Origin of the sequence: Pseudomonas sp. ICMP 10191, assembly GCF_001467335.1 — a bacterium.
In the GTDB taxonomy this organism is placed as follows: Bacteria; Pseudomonadota; Gammaproteobacteria; order Pseudomonadales; family Pseudomonadaceae; genus Aquipseudomonas; species Aquipseudomonas cerasi.
The window spans coordinates 241,118-256,391 of the sequence record NZ_LKGW01000113.1 but is presented as its reverse complement, the minus strand read 5'-3'; the positions used below and the strand labels follow the sequence as shown (position 1 = coordinate 256,391).

Below are 15,274 nucleotides of genomic sequence, written 5' to 3'. Positions count from 1 at the left end.
GATTAGCCGTCATGCCCGGCCCAGTTTTTCCAGCGCCGCGTCGGCCAGGAAGGTGGAACGACTCTTGATGCTGTGATCCCGTACATAGCGATCGATCTGCTTGATCACGAAACCAGGCAGTGTGACGTTGACCTTCTCCGTCTTACCAAGATAAGGCGTTACGTCAATCTCGATCATGCCCCAGCCCATTCCGGCGAAATCGGCATTCCTGGCGTGCTCGGCAACAGTGCCGGCCTTGGGTATGGTTCCACCACCAGCTGCTATTTCCTGAAGCATGATATGAGCAATCTCCACCGCCGCGGCGTGGGCTTCCTCGAACGTATCCCCTGCGGTTACGGCACCTGGGATATCGGGAATCTGGATACCAAACGCCGTGGTTTCGCTTCCCCATTCTATGCACATTGGATATTTCATTTTTTTCTCCAAAAGGGTATCAGGGCAAAACTGGACTAAACCAGCCCGGCAAGCTTTTTGATGGCCCGCACCGTTCCGAATGGCAAGTCTTTCTTGGGATGCGGTACGGGGACTGTCTGAAGTTTTTCAGGATGCTTGAAAATATGGTGACTGCCTGAAACACGATCCAGAATCCATCCATCTGCTTCAAGCTCCTTTATCAATTGCCTGCTCTGCACCCCCACCTCCAGTCATTCGACTTAAAAAATATAACCCTGGGCGCATGTTAAGACAATACAAAAAAGGCACCCAGAGTTATCTTTTTTATTCCTTCACAACTTATTTCGCGAAGACTAGCCTGTGGTTGCCTGGCTCGACGAGGGAGCCAGCCAATGCAGCCAAACCAGCTGAAAACAAACGCTTATAACTTTTTGATCTAAAACTACCATGCCCTCACTGGGTCAGTTTCTGGGTGACTGCACTTTCTCAGTCACCTCCCCAACGGAAACCCGGTAAGGACTTATGTGCGGATTAGCAGGTGAATTACGTTTCGACCATCAACCAGCGGACCTAGCCGCTGTTGAACGCATTACCCATGAGCTGGCGCCTCGCGGCCCGGATGCGTGGGGGTTTCATAGTCAGGGGCCAGTTGCCCTTGGTCATCGTCGCCTGAAAATCATGGACCTGTCGGATGGCTCGGCGCAGCCGATGATCGACAGCAATCTGGGCCTGTCCATGGCCTTCAACGGCGCGATCTACAACTTCCCTGAATTGCGTGCCGAGTTGGAAAGCCTTGGCTATCAGTTCCATTCCGGCGGTGACACCGAAGTGTTGCTCAAGGGCTATCACGCCTGGGGCGCAGACATGCTGCCCAAGCTCAATGGCATGTTCGCCTTTGCCATCTGGGAACGTGACAGCAAGAATCTGTTCATCGCCCGTGACCGCCTCGGCGTCAAGCCCTTGTATCTGTCGAAAACCGACAAGCGCCTGCGTTTCGCGTCCTCGCTGCCTGCCCTGCTCAAGGGTGGTGACATCAGCGGGATGCTTGATCCGGTGGCGCTCAACCATTACCTCAACTTCCACGCGGTGGTGCCTGCGCCGCGCACCTTGCTGGCCGGCGTCGAAAAACTTCCGCCAGCCAGCTGGATGCGTATCGACGCCAGCGGCAAGGTCGAACAGAAAGTCTGGTGGACCCTGCCCTACGGCCCGCACGAAGACGAGAAAAATCTCACCCTCGAAGACTGGCGCGACCGCGTACTGGACAGTACGCGTGAAGCGGTAGCGATCCGTCAGCGTGCTGCCGTGGACGTCGGTGTTCTGCTGTCCGGCGGCGTCGACTCGAGCATGCTGGTAGGTCTGCTGCGCGAAGTGGGTGTCGAGGACCTGTCGACCTTCTCTATCGGTTTCCAGGATGCCGGCGGCGAGCGTGGCGACGAATTTCAGTATTCCGACCTGATCGCCAAGCACTACGGCACGCGCCATCACCAGCTGCGTATCCAGGAACGTGAGATCATCGAGCAGTTGCCTGCGGCGTTCCGCGCCATGAGCGAACCGATGGTCAGCCACGACTGCATCGCCTTCTATCTGCTGTCACGTGAAGTGTCGAAACACTGCAAGGTGGTACAGAGCGGTCAGGGCGCTGATGAACTGTTCGCCGGTTACCACTGGTACCCGCAAGTCGACGGCGCGAGCGATCCGGTGGCGGCCTACCGCGACGCATTCGTCGACCGCAGCTACGCGGAATACGCCGAGACTGTGCAGCCGAAGTGGCGCACTGCCAATGACGCCGCCGGTGATTTCGTTCGCGATCACTTTGCCCAGCCAGGCGCCAGCGCCGCCGTCGACAAGGCCTTGCGCCTGGACAGCACGGTGATGCTGGTCGATGACCCGGTCAAACGTGTCGACAACATGACCATGGCCTGGGGCTTGGAAGCGCGCACGCCGTTCCTTGACTATCGTCTGGTCGAACTGTCGGCTCGCATCCCCGGCAAATTCAAGTTGCCCGACGGTGGCAAACAGGTGCTGAAAGAAGCTGCGCGCATGGTCATTCCTTCGGAAGTGATCGACCGCAAAAAAGGCTACTTCCCGGTGCCTGGCCTCAAACACTTGCAGGGCGACACGCTTAGCTGGGTGCGCGAGTTGCTGACCGACTCCAGTCAGGACCGCGGCCTGTTCAACCCTGCCATGGTCGACAAGCTGCTGACCAACCCCGAGGGCCAGCTCACGCCATTGCGCGGCTCCAAGCTGTGGCAACTGGCAGCGCTGAACCTGTGGCTCAGCGAACAGGGACTGTGATCGATGAAACAGAACGCGACGACTTATAGCCAGCGCCTGTTGCGCGGCCAGTCGCCCTCGTACGAACGTCTGCAGGCACGACTCGCCGAAGACGGCAGCCAGATAGATGCAGACCCTCTGGCGCTGCATTGTGGCTGGGGACGCTTGCTGATCGGTCATACCTACCCTGATCCGGCCGCGCTGGCTCAGGACCTGCTCAACGAAAAACCCGGCGAGCGCGACATCGCCCTGTACGTGGCAGCGCCGCAACAGGTGTTGGCGCAGTCTCCGCAGCAGTTGTTTCTCGACCCGTCGGACACGTTGCGCCTGTGGTTCAGCGATTACCGCCCGGCGCACCGTGTGTTTCGCGGCTACCGCATACGTCGTGCGCACAATGAAAGTGACTGGCAGGCCATCAACAACCTGTATCTGGCGCGCGGCATGCTGCCCATCGACCCCGAGCTGCTGACCCCACGCCACGAAGGTGGCCCGGTGTATTGGGTGGCCGAGGATGAGGGCAGCAAAACGATCATCGGCAGCGTCATGGGCCTCAATCATCAAAAGGCCTTCAATGACCCGGAAAAAGGCAGCAGCCTCTGGTGCCTGGCCGTCGACCCGCAATGCACGCGTCCGGGCGTGGGCGAAGTACTGGTCCGGCACCTGATCGAGCATTTCATGAGTCGCGGCCTCAGCTACCTCGACCTGTCGGTGCTGCATGACAACGATCAGGCCAAGGCGCTGTACGCCAAATTGAATTTCCGCAACCTGCCGACCTTCGCCATCAAGCGCAAAAACGGCATTAACGAGTCATTGTTTCTCGGCCCTGGCCCGCAGGCGGACTTCAATCCGTACGCGCGGATCATTGTCGAGGAAGCCCACCGGCGCGGCATTGACGTGCAGGTGGATGATGCGGATGCCGGGCTGTTCACTCTCAGCTACGGCGGTCGTCGCATCCGCTGCCGCGAGTCGTTGAGTGATCTGACCAGCGCGGTGAGCATGACCCTGTGTCAGGACAAGAGCCTGACACATCGTGCCCTGAAGGCCGCCGGCCTGCGCTTGCCCGAACAGCAAAGGGCGGGCAACGCAGACGATAATCTGGCGTTTCTCGAAGCGCACGGGCAAATCGTGGTCAAGCCGCTGGACGGAGAACAGGGCCAGGGCGTGGCGGTTGATCTGCGCACTATCGAGGACGTGCAAGCCGCCATCGAACAGGCTCGTCAGTTCGATACTCGCGTGATCCTGGAAAGCTTTCACGAAGGCCTGGACTTGCGCATCGTGGTGATCGGCTTTCAGGTCGTGGCTGCTGCGATACGCCGTCCGGCTGAAATCATTGGTGATGGTCGCCACACCATCAAACAGTTGATCGAAGCCCAGAGCCGACGCCGCGCCGCGGCAACGGATGGCGAAAGCCGCATTCCGATGGATCAGGAAACCGAGCGCACGGTGCGCGAGGCCGGTTTTGACTACGCCGATATTCTGCCGATGGATCAGCGCCTAGCCGTGCGCCGTGCCGCCAATCTGCACACTGGCGGCTGCCTGGAAGATGTCACGGCCATTCTGCACCCGGTGCTCAGCGACGCAGCAGTACGTGCTGCACGGGCGCTGGATATCCCGGTCGTCGGTCTGGACCTGATGGTGCCGGCCGCCGATCAGCCTGAATATGTGTTCATCGAAGCCAATGAACGCGTAGGCCTTGCCAATCACGAACCACAACCCACCGCCGAACGTTTCGTCGATCTGTTGTTTCCGCACAGCCTGCCTGTGCATATCTGATCGCAGCTGCGGGCACGGCTGCAAATGGCGCATCAGCCTTTGCAGCCCGTGGCTTGCAACTGTTCCATGAGGAGCATCCATGACCCCTGCAAATATCCCCGATCCGGATCTGAAATACCTGCAGAAAGTTCTGTTGGAAATGCTCGCGATCCCAAGCCCTACCGGCTTTACCGACACTATTGTGCGTTACGTGGCCGAGCGCCTCGAAGAACTCGGCATCCCGTTCGAACTGACCCGCCGCGGCACGATTCGCGCCACGCTGAAGGGCAAGCAGAACAGCCCCGACCGGGCCGTATCGGCGCACCTGGACACCATTGGTGCCAGTGTTCGGGAAGTCAAAGACAACGGCCGCCTGGCGCTGGCTGCAGTCGGCTGCTGGTCGAGCCGCTTTGCCGAAGGCAGCCGGGTCAGCGTGTTCACCGACACCGGCGTAATCCGTGGCAGCGTTCTGCCGCTGATGGCTTCCGGACATGCGTTCAACACCGCCGTGGACGAAATGCCGATCAGTTGGGACCACGTCGAGCTGCGCCTGGATGCCTATTGCACCACCCGCGCCGACTGCGAATCACTGGGCATCGGCATCGGTGACTTCGTGGCTTTCGACCCGCTGCCGGAGTTCACCGAGAGCGGACACATCAGTGCCCGTCACTTGGATGACAAGGCCGGTGTGGCGGCACTGCTCGCCGCGCTGAAATCCATTGTCGACAGCGGTGCCGAGCCGTTGATCGATTGCCACCCGCTGTTCACCATCACCGAAGAAACCGGTACGGGCGCAGCCGGTGTGCTGCCTTGGGATGTGAGCGAATTCGTCGGCATCGACATTGCACCGGTTGCGCCGGGTCAACACTCCAGCGAGCACGCCGTCAGCGTGGCGATGCAGGACTCGGGCGGTCCTTACGACTACCACCTGTCTCGTCATCTGCTACGGCTGGGCGTGGACAACGAGCTGCCGGTGCGTCGTGACCTGTTCCGCTATTACTACAGTGATGCGCACTCGGCGGTGACCTCGGGGCATGACATCCGCACCGCCCTGCTGGCCTTCGGCTGTGACGCGACGCATGGCTACGAGCGCACGCATATCGACAGTCTGGCAGCGCTGAGCAAGTTGCTCGGTGCCTACATGCTCAGCCCACCGGTATTCGCCAGCGATGCCAAGCCTGCGCAGAGCTCGCTGGAGCGCTTCAGCCATCAGATCGAGCACGATGCGCAGATGGAATCCGACACCCGCGTGCCACCGGTCGACAGCCTGATCGGGCAGAATCGCGAAGAGAGTTGAGGCCCTGTGAATTGCGGTGCATGGCACCGCAGTTCTATCATCGCCGCTCATCGACACGAGAACCGCCATGCTGATCCCCTACGACCAACTGGAACCTGACACCCTCACTCGCCTGATCGAGGATTTCGTCACCCGTGAGGGCACCGATAATGGCGATGAAACACCGCTGCAAACCCGGGTACTGCGCGTGCGTCATGCGTTGACCAAGGGTCAGGCGGTGATCTTTTTCGACCTGGAGAGCCAGCGGTGTCAGCTGATGCTCAAGCACGATGTACCCAAGGAGTTTTTTGAATAACGCCTACGGTGCCTTAGTCGGGTTTTCGACAGGCCGAGTCAGGTCATCTGCCCATAAGATCGCTTGCTGACAACGCCGCTCACTGAAGCGGCGTCGTTGCCTGTTGCGAAAGCGTTCTGGCAATGCGCTTGTAGACCTCGGCGCGGTGCACCTTGACGTCTTTCGGGGCATTGATCCCGAGCCTGACCTGATTGCCGTTGATCCCCAGAATCTGCACGGTGATATCATCACCGATGGAAAACGTTTCGCCAATTTCCCGCATCAGTACCAGCATTTTTCCCACCCTTGCGTTGCGCAAAAGAGGCAGGGTGCATGGCGAAACGTGGCGCTTCAATGCGCTGATGGCAAATCAGTAATGTCCTGCAACAGCACCGGAAAAGACTGAAGGAAACGTCTTACTTTCCGGCCAAATCCGTGGGAAATTTCGTTCGCGGCGGTGGTTACTCAGGAGGCAGCCCAACGTGGCCCCAGCAGAATGATAGTCGCACCGAGGACGCAGAACGCCAGACCCAGCCAGTCCGTGCCCAGCGGCCTGACCCGCTCGACCAGCCCCAACCAGGCGATCGACGCAATAATGTAGATCCCGCCATACGCCGCATAGGCACGCCCCGCGTAAGCCGCCTCCACACGTGTCAGCAACAGTGCAAACAGCGTCAGGCTGACCAGCGCAGGGATCACCCACAGCGCGCTCTTGCCCTGGCGCAGCCATAGCCAGAAGGCATAGCAGCCGAATATCTCGAACAGGGCGGCGAGGAAGAACCACAGATAATTGAGCATGAAAGGTTCTCAGGACAGAGCTGAAAGATGCGCGCAACCCTACCAGAAAACCGTGCGGTCATGACCTTGATAACCTTGAACAGGCAACGCCGTACCCCCAAGAGGACGCGGAGCGTCCGGAAAGGCATGCGACGCGGAGCGTCGCACGATAGTTGCGGTTATCGTTCCCTACGCTCCAGCGTGGGAATTCAGGTCTCGACGCTCTGCGTCGCAAGAGGACGCGGAGCGTCCGGGCTAGTCAGGCATGCCCCTTTTGCGCCTTGGCGCGCATCTTGGCGCACATGACGGTCATTTCGTCATACATCGCCTGTGGCTGTTTGCGCTTCAGGTCCCAGGCCATACGGCCCTCTTCGTGGGGCAGGATCATGAATTCGCCTTCGCCCACCTGCCTGAAGATGTAGTCGGCGATATCTGCGGCGGTGATCGGCGACTTCTCCAGCAACCTGCCGATCTGCGCCTTCATCGCGGGCGTAGGGCCACGGAAGGAATCCAGCAGGTTGGTTTGAAAGAACGATGGGCAGACCACATGAACACCAACGCCCTGGTCATGCAGTTCGACCAGCAGGCTCTCGGAAAGCGCGACGACCCCGGCCTTGGCGACGTTGTAATTGCTCATCGCCGGGGCCTGCATCAGCGCTGCCATCGAGGCGATGTTGATGATCCGGCCCTTACTGGCCAGCAGCATTGGCAGGAACGCCTTGCAGCCTTTGACCACGCCCATCAGATTGATCGCAATCTGCCAGTCCCAGTCCTCCAGCGACAATTCGTTGAAGAAGCCACCGGAAGCGACACCCGCGTTGTTGACGATGATGTCGATACCGCCAAAGCGCTGTTCGCACGCTTGGGCAAACGCGGTGAGCTGGCTGTAGTCGCGAACGTCGCAACGCTGCACAAAACCGTCACCACCCACCTCGCGTACCAGCGCAAGGGTCTCCTGCAGGCCTGCATCGTTGACGTCCGACAGTGCCAGCCGCCACCCTTCGCGCGCCCAGCGCAGTGCAATTTCACGGCCCAGACCTGAGCCGGCGCCAGTAATCATGATGCGGTTTTGCATAGCCGAGAGCCTTGTGATGTGCAGGAGTTGCCTGAGTGTAATCACAGCGGAAGCGCCACAACCCCACCATCAAGACGCTGAATGCCTGGTGCAAACCGCAGCCCTATGAACGCCTCGCTCGTGTCACATACCGCACCAGCAACAGGCCATACACCGACACATTGAGCAGCACGACAATGCCGCCCAGCCAAAGCTGTATGCCCGGCGTAAGCCCGGCCGGGTAAATCAGCGGGATCAGATAATGCTCCACGAAGCCCCCGGTGTAGCCCTGCCCTCCAGCGTTGCTGCGCAGGGTGTTTTCCAGCGGTGTCAGCGGGCAATACAGGTGCAGAAACTCGACCGCTGTCCCCCAGGCCGCAGCAGGAACGTGCAGCAGTGCCAGCCAGGGCCTTCTCAATACCAGCAGTCCGCCGAACAGGACGAACACAATGAACAGTAGATGAAACACGACCACGGCATCCGCCGCCACTCGATAAATCATCACGGTGTCCTCTTGTGGGCCATGCCTCAGGTAGAAAGTTCACGCCGCGAGGAGACTTTCCAGGGTGTTTAGTTCAATGATTTTTAAGACTGAATCAAACGCATCAGGTCAAAAAAGACTGAGTTATTGTCAGACAAAAATGCGACAAACCCATGATTTTCAATGATTTTCAAATATGTAATAAATTATTAAAAATAGATCGAACCTTTCTCCGACGCCCAGAGTCCGATGAGTCAAGCAGGCAACTTCATACCGTCCGGCATGACGTTTCAACTGCATCTGTTAATTAACACTAATGTAAAGAGGGAACTCACCATGGGCATCGGCACTATTCTTATCATCGTTCTGATTCTGCTGCTAGTTGGCGGTTTGCCAGTATTCCCGCACTCGCGCAGCTGGGGCTACGGTCCGTCGGGCATCATCGGTACGATCCTGGTGATCCTGCTGATTCTGGTGTTGCTCGGCAAGATATGACCTGCTGCTCCACGCAGCAGCGCATGTAGCCAATAAAAACCCCGCTTTTTCAAGCGGGGTTTTTTATCGGCCATGAAAAAGCAGCCCGAAGGCTGCTTCGTTCACAACAACCTGAACTTAGTGCGAAACCGCACCACTGGCACCCAGCCCCGTCTGCGAGCGGACGAATTGCGGGAAGAACAGCGCGCGCTCGCCCTCTGCCGCTTTCGACTTGTCGGTAATGGAGAAGAACCAGATACCTACGAAGGCGATGGCGATGGAGAACAGCGCCGGGTATTCGTAAGGGAAAATGGCTTTCTCGTGATGCAGGATCTGCACCCAGATGGTCGGACCCAGCACCATCAGCACCACTGCACTGATCAGGCCCATCCAGCCGCCGATCATGGCGCCACGGGTGGTCAGGTTTTTCCAGTACATGGAAAGCAACAGGATCGGGAAGTTGCAGCTTGCCGCGACCGAGAACGCCAGGCCCACCATGAAGGCGATGTTCTGGCTTTCAAAGGCAATACCCAGAAAGATCGCCACGACCGCCAAAGCGATGGTGGTAATTTTCGAGATACGGATCTCGTCCTTCTCGTTGGCTTTGCCTGCCTTGATGACGCTGGCATACAGGTCGTGGGAAACCGCCGAAGCACCCGCCAGAGTGAGACCGGCAACCACTGCCAGAATGGTGGCGAAGGCTACTGCCGAGATGAAGCCCAGGAACAGACTGCCACCGACCGCGTCGGCCAGGTGAACCGCTGCCATGTTGTTACCGCCCAGCAAGGCGCCCGCTGCATCCTTGAACGCCGGATTGGTGCTGACCAGCAGGATCGCGCCGAAACCGATGATGAAGGTCAGGATGTAGAAGTAGCCAATAAAGCCGGTTGCGTAGAGCACTGACTTGCGGGCTTCCTTGGCATCGCTCACGGTGAAGAAGCGCATCAGGATGTGTGGCAGGCCTGCGGTACCGAACATCAGGGCCAGACCCAGCGAGAACGCCGAGATCGGGTCTTTCACCAGCCCGCCAGGGCTCATGATCGCCTCACCTTTGGGGTGAACCTTGATCGCTTCGGAGAACAGCATGTTGAAGTCGAAGTTGACGTGCTTCATGACCATCAGTGCCATGAACGAAGCACCGGACAGCAACATCACCGCCTTGATGATCTGCACCCAGGTCGTGGCGAGCATGCCGCCGAACAGCACATAGAGGCACATCAGGATCCCGACCAACACCACCGCAACGGCGTAGTCCAGACCGAACAGCAGCTGGATCAGCTTGCCGGCACCGACCATTTGCGCAATCAGGTAAAACGCCACCACCACCAGCGAGCCGCAGGCAGACAGGGTACGAATTTCCTTTTGCTTGAGGCGGTACGAGGCCACGTCGGCAAAGGTGTATTTACCCAGGTTACGCAGGCGTTCGGCGATCAGGAACAGGATGATCGGCCAGCCCACCAGGAAGCCGATCGAGTAGATCAGGCCATCGTAGCCGGAGGTGTAGACCAGTGCGGAAATCCCCAGAAAGGAGGCTGCCGACATGTAGTCACCGGCAATCGCCAGCCCGTTCTGGAAACCGGTGATCTTGCCACCTGCCGAGTAATAGTCCGACGCGGTCTTGTTCTTTTTCGACGCCCAGTAGGTGATGTACAGCGTGAAGGCTACGAAGACCACGAACATGACGATCGCGGCGACGTTCAGGGGTTGCTTCTGCACTGCACCCGTCAACGCGTCTGCCGCCCAGAGGGTCGGCGCGAAGGCGGCCAGGCCAAGTGCTGCTGATAGGCGCCGGATCATTGCTGAGCCTCCTTCAGGATCGCGTTATTCAGGTCATCGAATTCACCGTTGGCACGGCGAACATAGATGGCGGTCAATATAAACGCGGAAAGGATCAGCCCTACGCCTATCGGCATTCCCCAGGTAATGGTCGAAGTGGGACTCAGTTTGGCCCCCAGAATATGGGGTCCGTAAGCAATCAAAAGAATAAAGGCCGCATACAGGCCAAGCATGATCGCCGAGAGAATCCAGGCGAACCGCTCTCTTTTGGATACCAGCTCCTTGAAACGCGGGCTGTTTTGAATCGAGAGGTAAATGCTGTCGTTCATTGTTTTTGTCCTCGCAGCACAGATGAGATGTCACGTAATGCACTTTAGTCGGGTCCGGCGCGCACTCCAGACGACCTTAGTATTAGAACGACATTAGCTGCAGATAGCTCTTCTCGCACGGCCTGGACCCGCCGGCAGTCGGTCGCACCGAAAACACTCCGGGGCAGGAAAACAAAAGGCCGTCTGGCGATAACACCAGACGGCCTCGAGAACGGCTGTTCAGACACTTTGAGACTATTTGGCAGTCCATGCAGCAACACGGTCCGGGTGCTTGGCTACCCAGTCCTTGGCTGCAGCTTCAGGTTTGGCACCGTCCTGAATCGCCAGCATCACCTCACCGATTTCATCCTTGGATGCCCACTGGAATTTTTTCAGGAAGGCCACGACCTCAGGGGCTTTTTTCTCCAGGCCCAGGCTGCCAACGTTGTCTACGGTTTCAGCCTCACCGTAGACACCTTTCGGGTCGTCGAGGAAACGCAGCTTCCATTTGGCGAACATCCAGTGCGGCACCCAGCCGGTGACGACGATGGATTTCTTCGCCTTCTCGGCGCGGGTCAGCTCGGCAATCATGCCTGCGCCGGAGCTCGCCTGCAGTTTATAGCCGTCCAGACCATAGTCCTTGATAGCCTGATCGGTCTTGAGCATCACGCCCGAGCCCGCATCGATCCCGGTGATCTTCTTGTTGAAGGAAGCATCGGTCTTCAGGTCTTCGATGGTTTTGGCCTTCACGTATTCAGGCACGATCAGGCCAATCTTGGCGTCCTTGAAGTTGGGGCCATAGTTGACGACCTGGTCCTTGTACTTGGCGTAGTACTCGCCATGCGTGCCTGGAAGCCACGCAGACAGCATCAGGTCGAGCTTGTCGGTGGCCACCGCCTGCCACATGATCCCTGCAGCGACAGACTGCAACTTGACGTCATAACCAAGCTTTTGCTTGATCACTTCGGAGGCCACGAAGGTGGTGGCGACACTGTCGGACCAGCCTTCCACATAGCCGATGGTCAGGGTCTTGGTTTCAGCAACCGCCAGCGTGGAGCTGACCGCAAGTACCAGAGCGGCACCCGCCCCCAGTATTTTTCGCATCATCATTGTCGCTTCCCCGGAAGTCTGCACCGACGGGTGTCGGGGCATGGTTAACGTTGTTCTCCAGACCGCCCCGCGCCCGACCTTGGGGCACGCGGCGCCTTGCACGTTTTTATCGCTGCCGCGCGCAATCAAACGCACTACAACGCCACACTGATCATCGACCTGCCGGACAGGCGGGCATGCTCTGTCTGCGACACCGGGGCAATGGGAAACGACAACATCGAGCCATCAACGACAACGCACAGCGAAAAACGCTTTGATCCAGCCATCAACGGCAGGAGACACACCGTTGTGTCCAATGGCGATCGCCGGCCCCCATACCATCGTCGTATAGACGACAGAGACTTGCGGCGCACCATTCCGGCTCATACTGCGAAGGAAACACGATGTGTTACCGCAGGTTTACGATCACCACCGTGAACGGGTAACACGGAAACATTTTTTCCGGCTCTATGACTAACCGACAACCATCAGAATTCATAAATAACTGATTTAAAAGGAATTTCAAAAACTGGCACGGGTCCTGCTATATCTCTGGTACAACAAAAACAAGAAATGATGCAGCAAACCAATAAAAATAAGACGTAACGGCTCTGACACAACAAGAACAAAACGGACAGAGGCGCAGCTAACAGATTTTTTTGGAGTGGACCCGCTTTACAGGGACCTTTCAATGGAAGGCCTCGCGACCGGACCGAGAACAATAAAACTACCGTCAGGTAGCTCCAGAACCGGTGGGATCAACCCGTTGTGCAGACAGGTGATTAAAGCGAATCAGCGCTCAAAAAAATACGTTTGCTCTTGACCCCGGATGGGGGTCGCACAACAACGCTGTAAAGGGACTGGCCGCCAACAACAATAACAGGCCGCCCTATAACAATAAAAAGAGCACGTGAACCACATTGGAGGAGAGCTACGGCTCTCCTTTGTGCTTTCCGCAAGCCGAAAAATTCGCCGCCAGGCCAGGGCCTGCCTACCTTTCCCAGCCCGTGTAAACGTCGCGCCGGGGCAGCAAATACACTAGCCATGCAAAAATAAACCGCATATCTGCATTGCAAAATCCAAAGAACGTGTATTGTTCCGTCATATTTACAGGGTTAACCGGTGGATGGGGCACTTTGGCACTACACCTTGGTCATAGCCTGCGTATCTCATCAGCACTTCTTTCCCAAGGGATTTAGTCATGCTCCGTTTTCTGCGCCTCGCCACCGTTATAGGTGGCTTGTGTTTAAGTGCGTCCGCTCTGGCAACCAATGTCGACTCCGCCACCTATGGCTACCCGCTGACTAATCCGTTTGAAGCGACCATTGCGACCACACCGCCCGATCTGCGCCCCGACCTGCCTGACGATGAAGATATCGATCAGGATGTCTACACCCTGAACCTGCATCCCGAGCGCGAGTTCACCCTGCCCGACAACTTCTGGGCAGTGAAAAAGTTGCACTATCGCCTGGCCAAACAGGACCACGCTGCACCGCTGATCTTCCTGATCGCCGGCACCGGCGCGCCGTATAACAGCACCATCAATGAATTCCTGAAAAAGCTCTATTACGGCGCGGGCTACCACGTCGTGCAGCTGTCTTCGCCCACCAGCTATGACTTCATGAGCTCGGCCTCGCGCTTTGCGACTCCCGGCGTCTCCACCGACGACGCAGAAGACATTTATCGCGTCATGCAGGCCATTCGGGCTCAGCAGGCGCAACTGCCGGTAACCGACTATTACCTGACCGGTTACAGCCTCGGCGCACTGAATGCTGCATTCGTCAGCAAGCTTGACGAAACCCGTCGCAGCTTCAATTTCAAGAAAGTCCTGCTGCTCAACCCGCCGGTCAATCTCTACACCTCGATCAGCAACCTCGACAAACTGGTGCAAACCAACGTCAAGGGTATCAACAACACCACTACGTTCTATGAACTGGTGCTGGCCAAGCTGACTCGCTACTTCCGCCAGAAGGGCTACATCGACCTCAACGATGCACTGCTGTTCGACTTCCAGCAGTCCAAGCAGCACCTGACCAATGAACAGATGGCGATGCTGATCGGTACCTCGTTCCGCTTCTCGTCGGCGGATATCGCGTTCACCTCCGACCTGATCAACCGTCGCGGTCTGATCACGCCACCGAAATTCCCGATCACCGAAGGCACCAGTCTGACGCCATTCCTCAAGCGTGCCCTGCAGTGCGACTTCGATTGCTACCTGACCGAACAGGTCATCCCGATGTGGCGCGCACGCACCGACGGCGGTAGCCTTCTGCAACTGGTCGACCAGGTCAGCCTCTACGCCCTCAAGGATTACCTGCACAGCAACACCAAGATTGCCGTCATGCACAACGCCGACGACGTGATTCTGGGCTCGGGTGACCTCGGCTTCCTGCGCAAGACCTTTGGCGATCGCCTGACCGTTTACCCGTACGGCGGGCATTGCGGCAACCTTAATTACCGCGTCAACACCGACGCCATGCTGGAGTTTTTCCGTGGCTAAACGTCTTTTACTTCTTGCCGCTCTGCTCTGTGCCGGCACAGTCCAGGCCGCTGACGCGGATACCAGCAACAAGGCTCAGCACCCGGCCACTGTGGCCCGTCAGACCGATGCTGACGGTTTCACCCAGCCGCTGAAGTCGTTGCAATTCAACCCGGGGCTGGATCAGCGTGAGTTCGAGCGCGCCTCCATCAACGCACTGGAAGTCTATGATCCGCTGGAATCCTGGAACCGCCGGGTTTACCACTTCAACTACCGTTTCGATGAATGGGTATTCCTGCCGGTCGTGGACGGCTACCGCTACATCACCCCTGGCTTCGTGCGCAGCGGTGTGAGCAACTTTTTCAGCAACCTGGGCGATGTCTCCAACCTGCTGAACAGCCTGCTGCAGTTCAAGGGCGAGCGCTCGCTGGACACCACTGGCCGTCTGCTGCTCAACACCACCATCGGCATCGCCGGTCTGTGGGACCCGGCGACCATGATGGGCCTGCCGCGTCAGAGCGAAGACTTCGGCCAGACGCTGGGCTTCTACGGTGTGCCTGCAGGGCCTTATCTGGTGTTGCCATTGTTCGGTCCATCGAACCTGCGTGACACCGGTGGCATGCTGTTCGACTACACGGCTGAAAACCAGATCAACTTCCTGAACGTGGCCGAAGTCAGCAACGACCATCCGGAAATCACCGTGTTGCGCGCCATTGACCGCCGTTACGTCACCAGCTTCCGTTACGGCCAGCTCAACTCGCCGTTCGAGTATGAAAAAGTGCGTTACGTCTACACCGAGTCGCGCAAACTGCAAATCGCCGAATAAGCGTAACGCAGCAAAACGAC

General features: G+C 58.0%; 16 protein-coding genes. 7 read left to right on the top strand and 9 right to left on the bottom strand.

Features of this window, described 5'->3' with window-relative positions; all coding sequences use genetic code 11:
• Positions 1 to 9: 9 nt before the first annotated feature.
• Together AO388_RS15945 and AO388_RS15940 are read right to left on the bottom strand one after the other, a co-directional pair.
• Positions 10 to 414 (bottom strand): type II toxin-antitoxin system HicB family antitoxin, encoded by a 405-nt coding sequence (locus tag AO388_RS15945; protein ID WP_024661723.1) that lies wholly within the window; start codon positions 412 to 414, stop codon positions 10 to 12.
• A gap of 35 nt (positions 415 to 449) precedes the next feature.
• Entirely contained in the window at positions 450 to 632 is a 183-nt protein-coding gene (locus AO388_RS15940; protein WP_054082163.1) for a type II toxin-antitoxin system HicA family toxin, read from the bottom strand.
• Between the two features lie 283 nt (positions 633 to 915).
• On the opposite strand from AO388_RS15940, the gene AO388_RS15935 reads away from it, so the two are divergent.
• The 4 genes from AO388_RS15935 (at position 916) to AO388_RS15920 (ending at position 6,011) form a co-directional block, all read left to right on the top strand.
• The gene (locus AO388_RS15935) at positions 916 to 2,688 is read left to right on the top strand and encodes an N-acetylglutaminylglutamine amidotransferase (RefSeq protein WP_024661722.1); all 1,773 of its coding nucleotides are present in this window, start codon (positions 916 to 918) and stop codon (positions 2,686 to 2,688) included.
• 3 nt (positions 2,689 to 2,691) lie between these two features.
• The gene (gene ngg, locus AO388_RS15930) at positions 2,692 to 4,440 is read left to right on the top strand and encodes an N-acetylglutaminylglutamine synthetase (RefSeq protein WP_054082162.1); all 1,749 of its coding nucleotides are present in this window, start codon (positions 2,692 to 2,694) and stop codon (positions 4,438 to 4,440) included.
• 79 nt (positions 4,441 to 4,519) lie between these two features.
• Positions 4,520 to 5,716 carry an osmoprotectant NAGGN system M42 family peptidase gene (locus AO388_RS15925; protein ID WP_003412697.1) on the top strand — a complete coding sequence of 399 codons (1,197 nt, stop codon included), beginning with the start codon at positions 4,520 to 4,522 and terminating at the stop codon, positions 5,714 to 5,716.
• Positions 5,717 to 5,783: 67 nt separating this feature from the next.
• On the top strand, positions 5,784 to 6,011 hold the full coding sequence (locus AO388_RS15920) for a YheU family protein (protein WP_058416714.1): 228 nt from the start codon (positions 5,784 to 5,786) through the stop codon (positions 6,009 to 6,011).
• Between the two features lie 79 nt (positions 6,012 to 6,090).
• On the opposite strand, the gene csrA is transcribed toward AO388_RS15920, so the two are convergent.
• The 4 genes from csrA to AO388_RS15900 all read right to left on the bottom strand — a co-directional run bounded on the left by csrA (position 6,091) and on the right by AO388_RS15900 (position 8,323).
• On the bottom strand, positions 6,091 to 6,285 hold the full coding sequence (gene csrA, locus AO388_RS15915) for a carbon storage regulator CsrA (protein WP_003363316.1): 195 nt from the start codon (positions 6,283 to 6,285) through the stop codon (positions 6,091 to 6,093).
• Positions 6,286 to 6,455: 170 nt separating this feature from the next.
• The gene (locus AO388_RS15910) at positions 6,456 to 6,788 is read right to left on the bottom strand and encodes a YnfA family protein (RefSeq protein ID WP_058416713.1); all 333 of its coding nucleotides are present in this window, start codon (positions 6,786 to 6,788) and stop codon (positions 6,456 to 6,458) included.
• A 238-nt stretch (positions 6,789 to 7,026) separates the two neighbouring features.
• Positions 7,027 to 7,842 (bottom strand): SDR family oxidoreductase, encoded by an 816-nt coding sequence (locus AO388_RS15905; RefSeq protein WP_003363320.1) that lies wholly within the window; start codon positions 7,840 to 7,842, stop codon positions 7,027 to 7,029.
• 103 nt (positions 7,843 to 7,945) lie between these two features.
• Positions 7,946 to 8,323 (bottom strand): DUF2784 domain-containing protein, encoded by a 378-nt coding sequence (locus AO388_RS15900; RefSeq protein ID WP_003363321.1) that lies wholly within the window; start codon positions 8,321 to 8,323, stop codon positions 7,946 to 7,948.
• 315 nt (positions 8,324 to 8,638) lie between these two features.
• Between AO388_RS15900 and AO388_RS26790 the strand changes: the two genes are divergently transcribed.
• On the top strand, positions 8,639 to 8,797 hold the full coding sequence (locus AO388_RS26790; RefSeq protein ID WP_002552554.1) for a DUF3309 family protein: 159 nt from the start codon (positions 8,639 to 8,641) through the stop codon (positions 8,795 to 8,797).
• 117 nt (positions 8,798 to 8,914) lie between these two features.
• Here the strand turns inward: AO388_RS26790 and AO388_RS15895 are convergent, their stop codons facing one another.
• From AO388_RS15895 to AO388_RS15885, 3 genes are all read right to left on the bottom strand, one after another.
• Positions 8,915 to 10,573, bottom strand: coding sequence for a cation acetate symporter (locus AO388_RS15895; RefSeq protein ID WP_003363323.1), 1,659 nt, complete (start codon positions 10,571 to 10,573; stop codon positions 8,915 to 8,917).
• Entirely contained in the window at positions 10,570 to 10,881 is a 312-nt protein-coding gene (locus AO388_RS15890) for a DUF485 domain-containing protein (protein WP_003314526.1), read from the bottom strand. Before AO388_RS15890 ends, AO388_RS15895 begins: the two co-directional genes overlap by 4 nt.
• Positions 10,882 to 11,115: 234 nt before the next feature.
• On the bottom strand, positions 11,116 to 11,970 hold the full coding sequence (locus tag AO388_RS15885) for a glycine betaine ABC transporter substrate-binding protein (RefSeq protein WP_003434310.1): 855 nt from the start codon (positions 11,968 to 11,970) through the stop codon (positions 11,116 to 11,118).
• A 1,180-nt stretch (positions 11,971 to 13,150) separates the two neighbouring features.
• Here AO388_RS15885 and AO388_RS15880 point away from each other — a divergent pair.
• Both AO388_RS15880 and AO388_RS15875 read left to right on the top strand, forming a co-directional pair.
• Positions 13,151 to 14,449, top strand: a complete 1,299-nt coding sequence (locus AO388_RS15880; protein ID WP_003363327.1) for a hypothetical protein — start codon at positions 13,151 to 13,153, stop codon at positions 14,447 to 14,449.
• Entirely contained in the window at positions 14,442 to 15,254 is an 813-nt protein-coding gene (locus AO388_RS15875) for an MlaA family lipoprotein (RefSeq protein ID WP_003363329.1), read from the top strand. The genes AO388_RS15880 and AO388_RS15875 overlap by 8 nt, the downstream gene beginning before the upstream one ends.
• Positions 15,255 to 15,274 lie beyond the last annotated feature (20 nt).

What these genes read in the sequence shown, in the direction of transcription:
- AO388_RS15945 (WP_024661723.1), bottom strand. Translation starts at nt 414, where the DNA reads ATGAAATATCCAATGTGCATAGAATGGGGAAGCGAAACCACGGCGTTT.
- AO388_RS15935 (WP_024661722.1), top strand. Translation starts at nt 916, where the DNA reads ATGTGCGGATTAGCAGGTGAATTACGTTTCGACCATCAACCAGCGGAC.
- ngg (WP_054082162.1), top strand. Translation starts at nt 2,692, where the DNA reads ATGAAACAGAACGCGACGACTTATAGCCAGCGCCTGTTGCGCGGCCAG.
- AO388_RS15925 (WP_003412697.1), top strand. Translation starts at nt 4,520, where the DNA reads ATGACCCCTGCAAATATCCCCGATCCGGATCTGAAATACCTGCAGAAA.
- AO388_RS15920 (WP_058416714.1), top strand. Translation starts at nt 5,784, where the DNA reads ATGCTGATCCCCTACGACCAACTGGAACCTGACACCCTCACTCGCCTG.
- csrA (WP_003363316.1), bottom strand. Translation starts at nt 6,285, where the DNA reads ATGCTGGTACTGATGCGGGAAATTGGCGAAACGTTTTCCATCGGTGAT.
- AO388_RS15910 (WP_058416713.1), bottom strand. Translation starts at nt 6,788, where the DNA reads ATGCTCAATTATCTGTGGTTCTTCCTCGCCGCCCTGTTCGAGATATTC.
- AO388_RS15905 (WP_003363320.1), bottom strand. Translation starts at nt 7,842, where the DNA reads ATGCAAAACCGCATCATGATTACTGGCGCCGGCTCAGGTCTGGGCCGT.
- AO388_RS15900 (WP_003363321.1), bottom strand. Translation starts at nt 8,323, where the DNA reads ATGATTTATCGAGTGGCGGCGGATGCCGTGGTCGTGTTTCATCTACTG.
- AO388_RS26790 (WP_002552554.1), top strand. Translation starts at nt 8,639, where the DNA reads ATGGGCATCGGCACTATTCTTATCATCGTTCTGATTCTGCTGCTAGTT.
- AO388_RS15895 (WP_003363323.1), bottom strand. Translation starts at nt 10,573, where the DNA reads ATGATCCGGCGCCTATCAGCAGCACTTGGCCTGGCCGCCTTCGCGCCG.
- AO388_RS15890 (WP_003314526.1), bottom strand. Translation starts at nt 10,881, where the DNA reads ATGAACGACAGCATTTACCTCTCGATTCAAAACAGCCCGCGTTTCAAG.
- AO388_RS15885 (WP_003434310.1), bottom strand. Translation starts at nt 11,970, where the DNA reads ATGATGATGCGAAAAATACTGGGGGCGGGTGCCGCTCTGGTACTTGCG.
- AO388_RS15880 (WP_003363327.1), top strand. Translation starts at nt 13,151, where the DNA reads ATGCTCCGTTTTCTGCGCCTCGCCACCGTTATAGGTGGCTTGTGTTTA.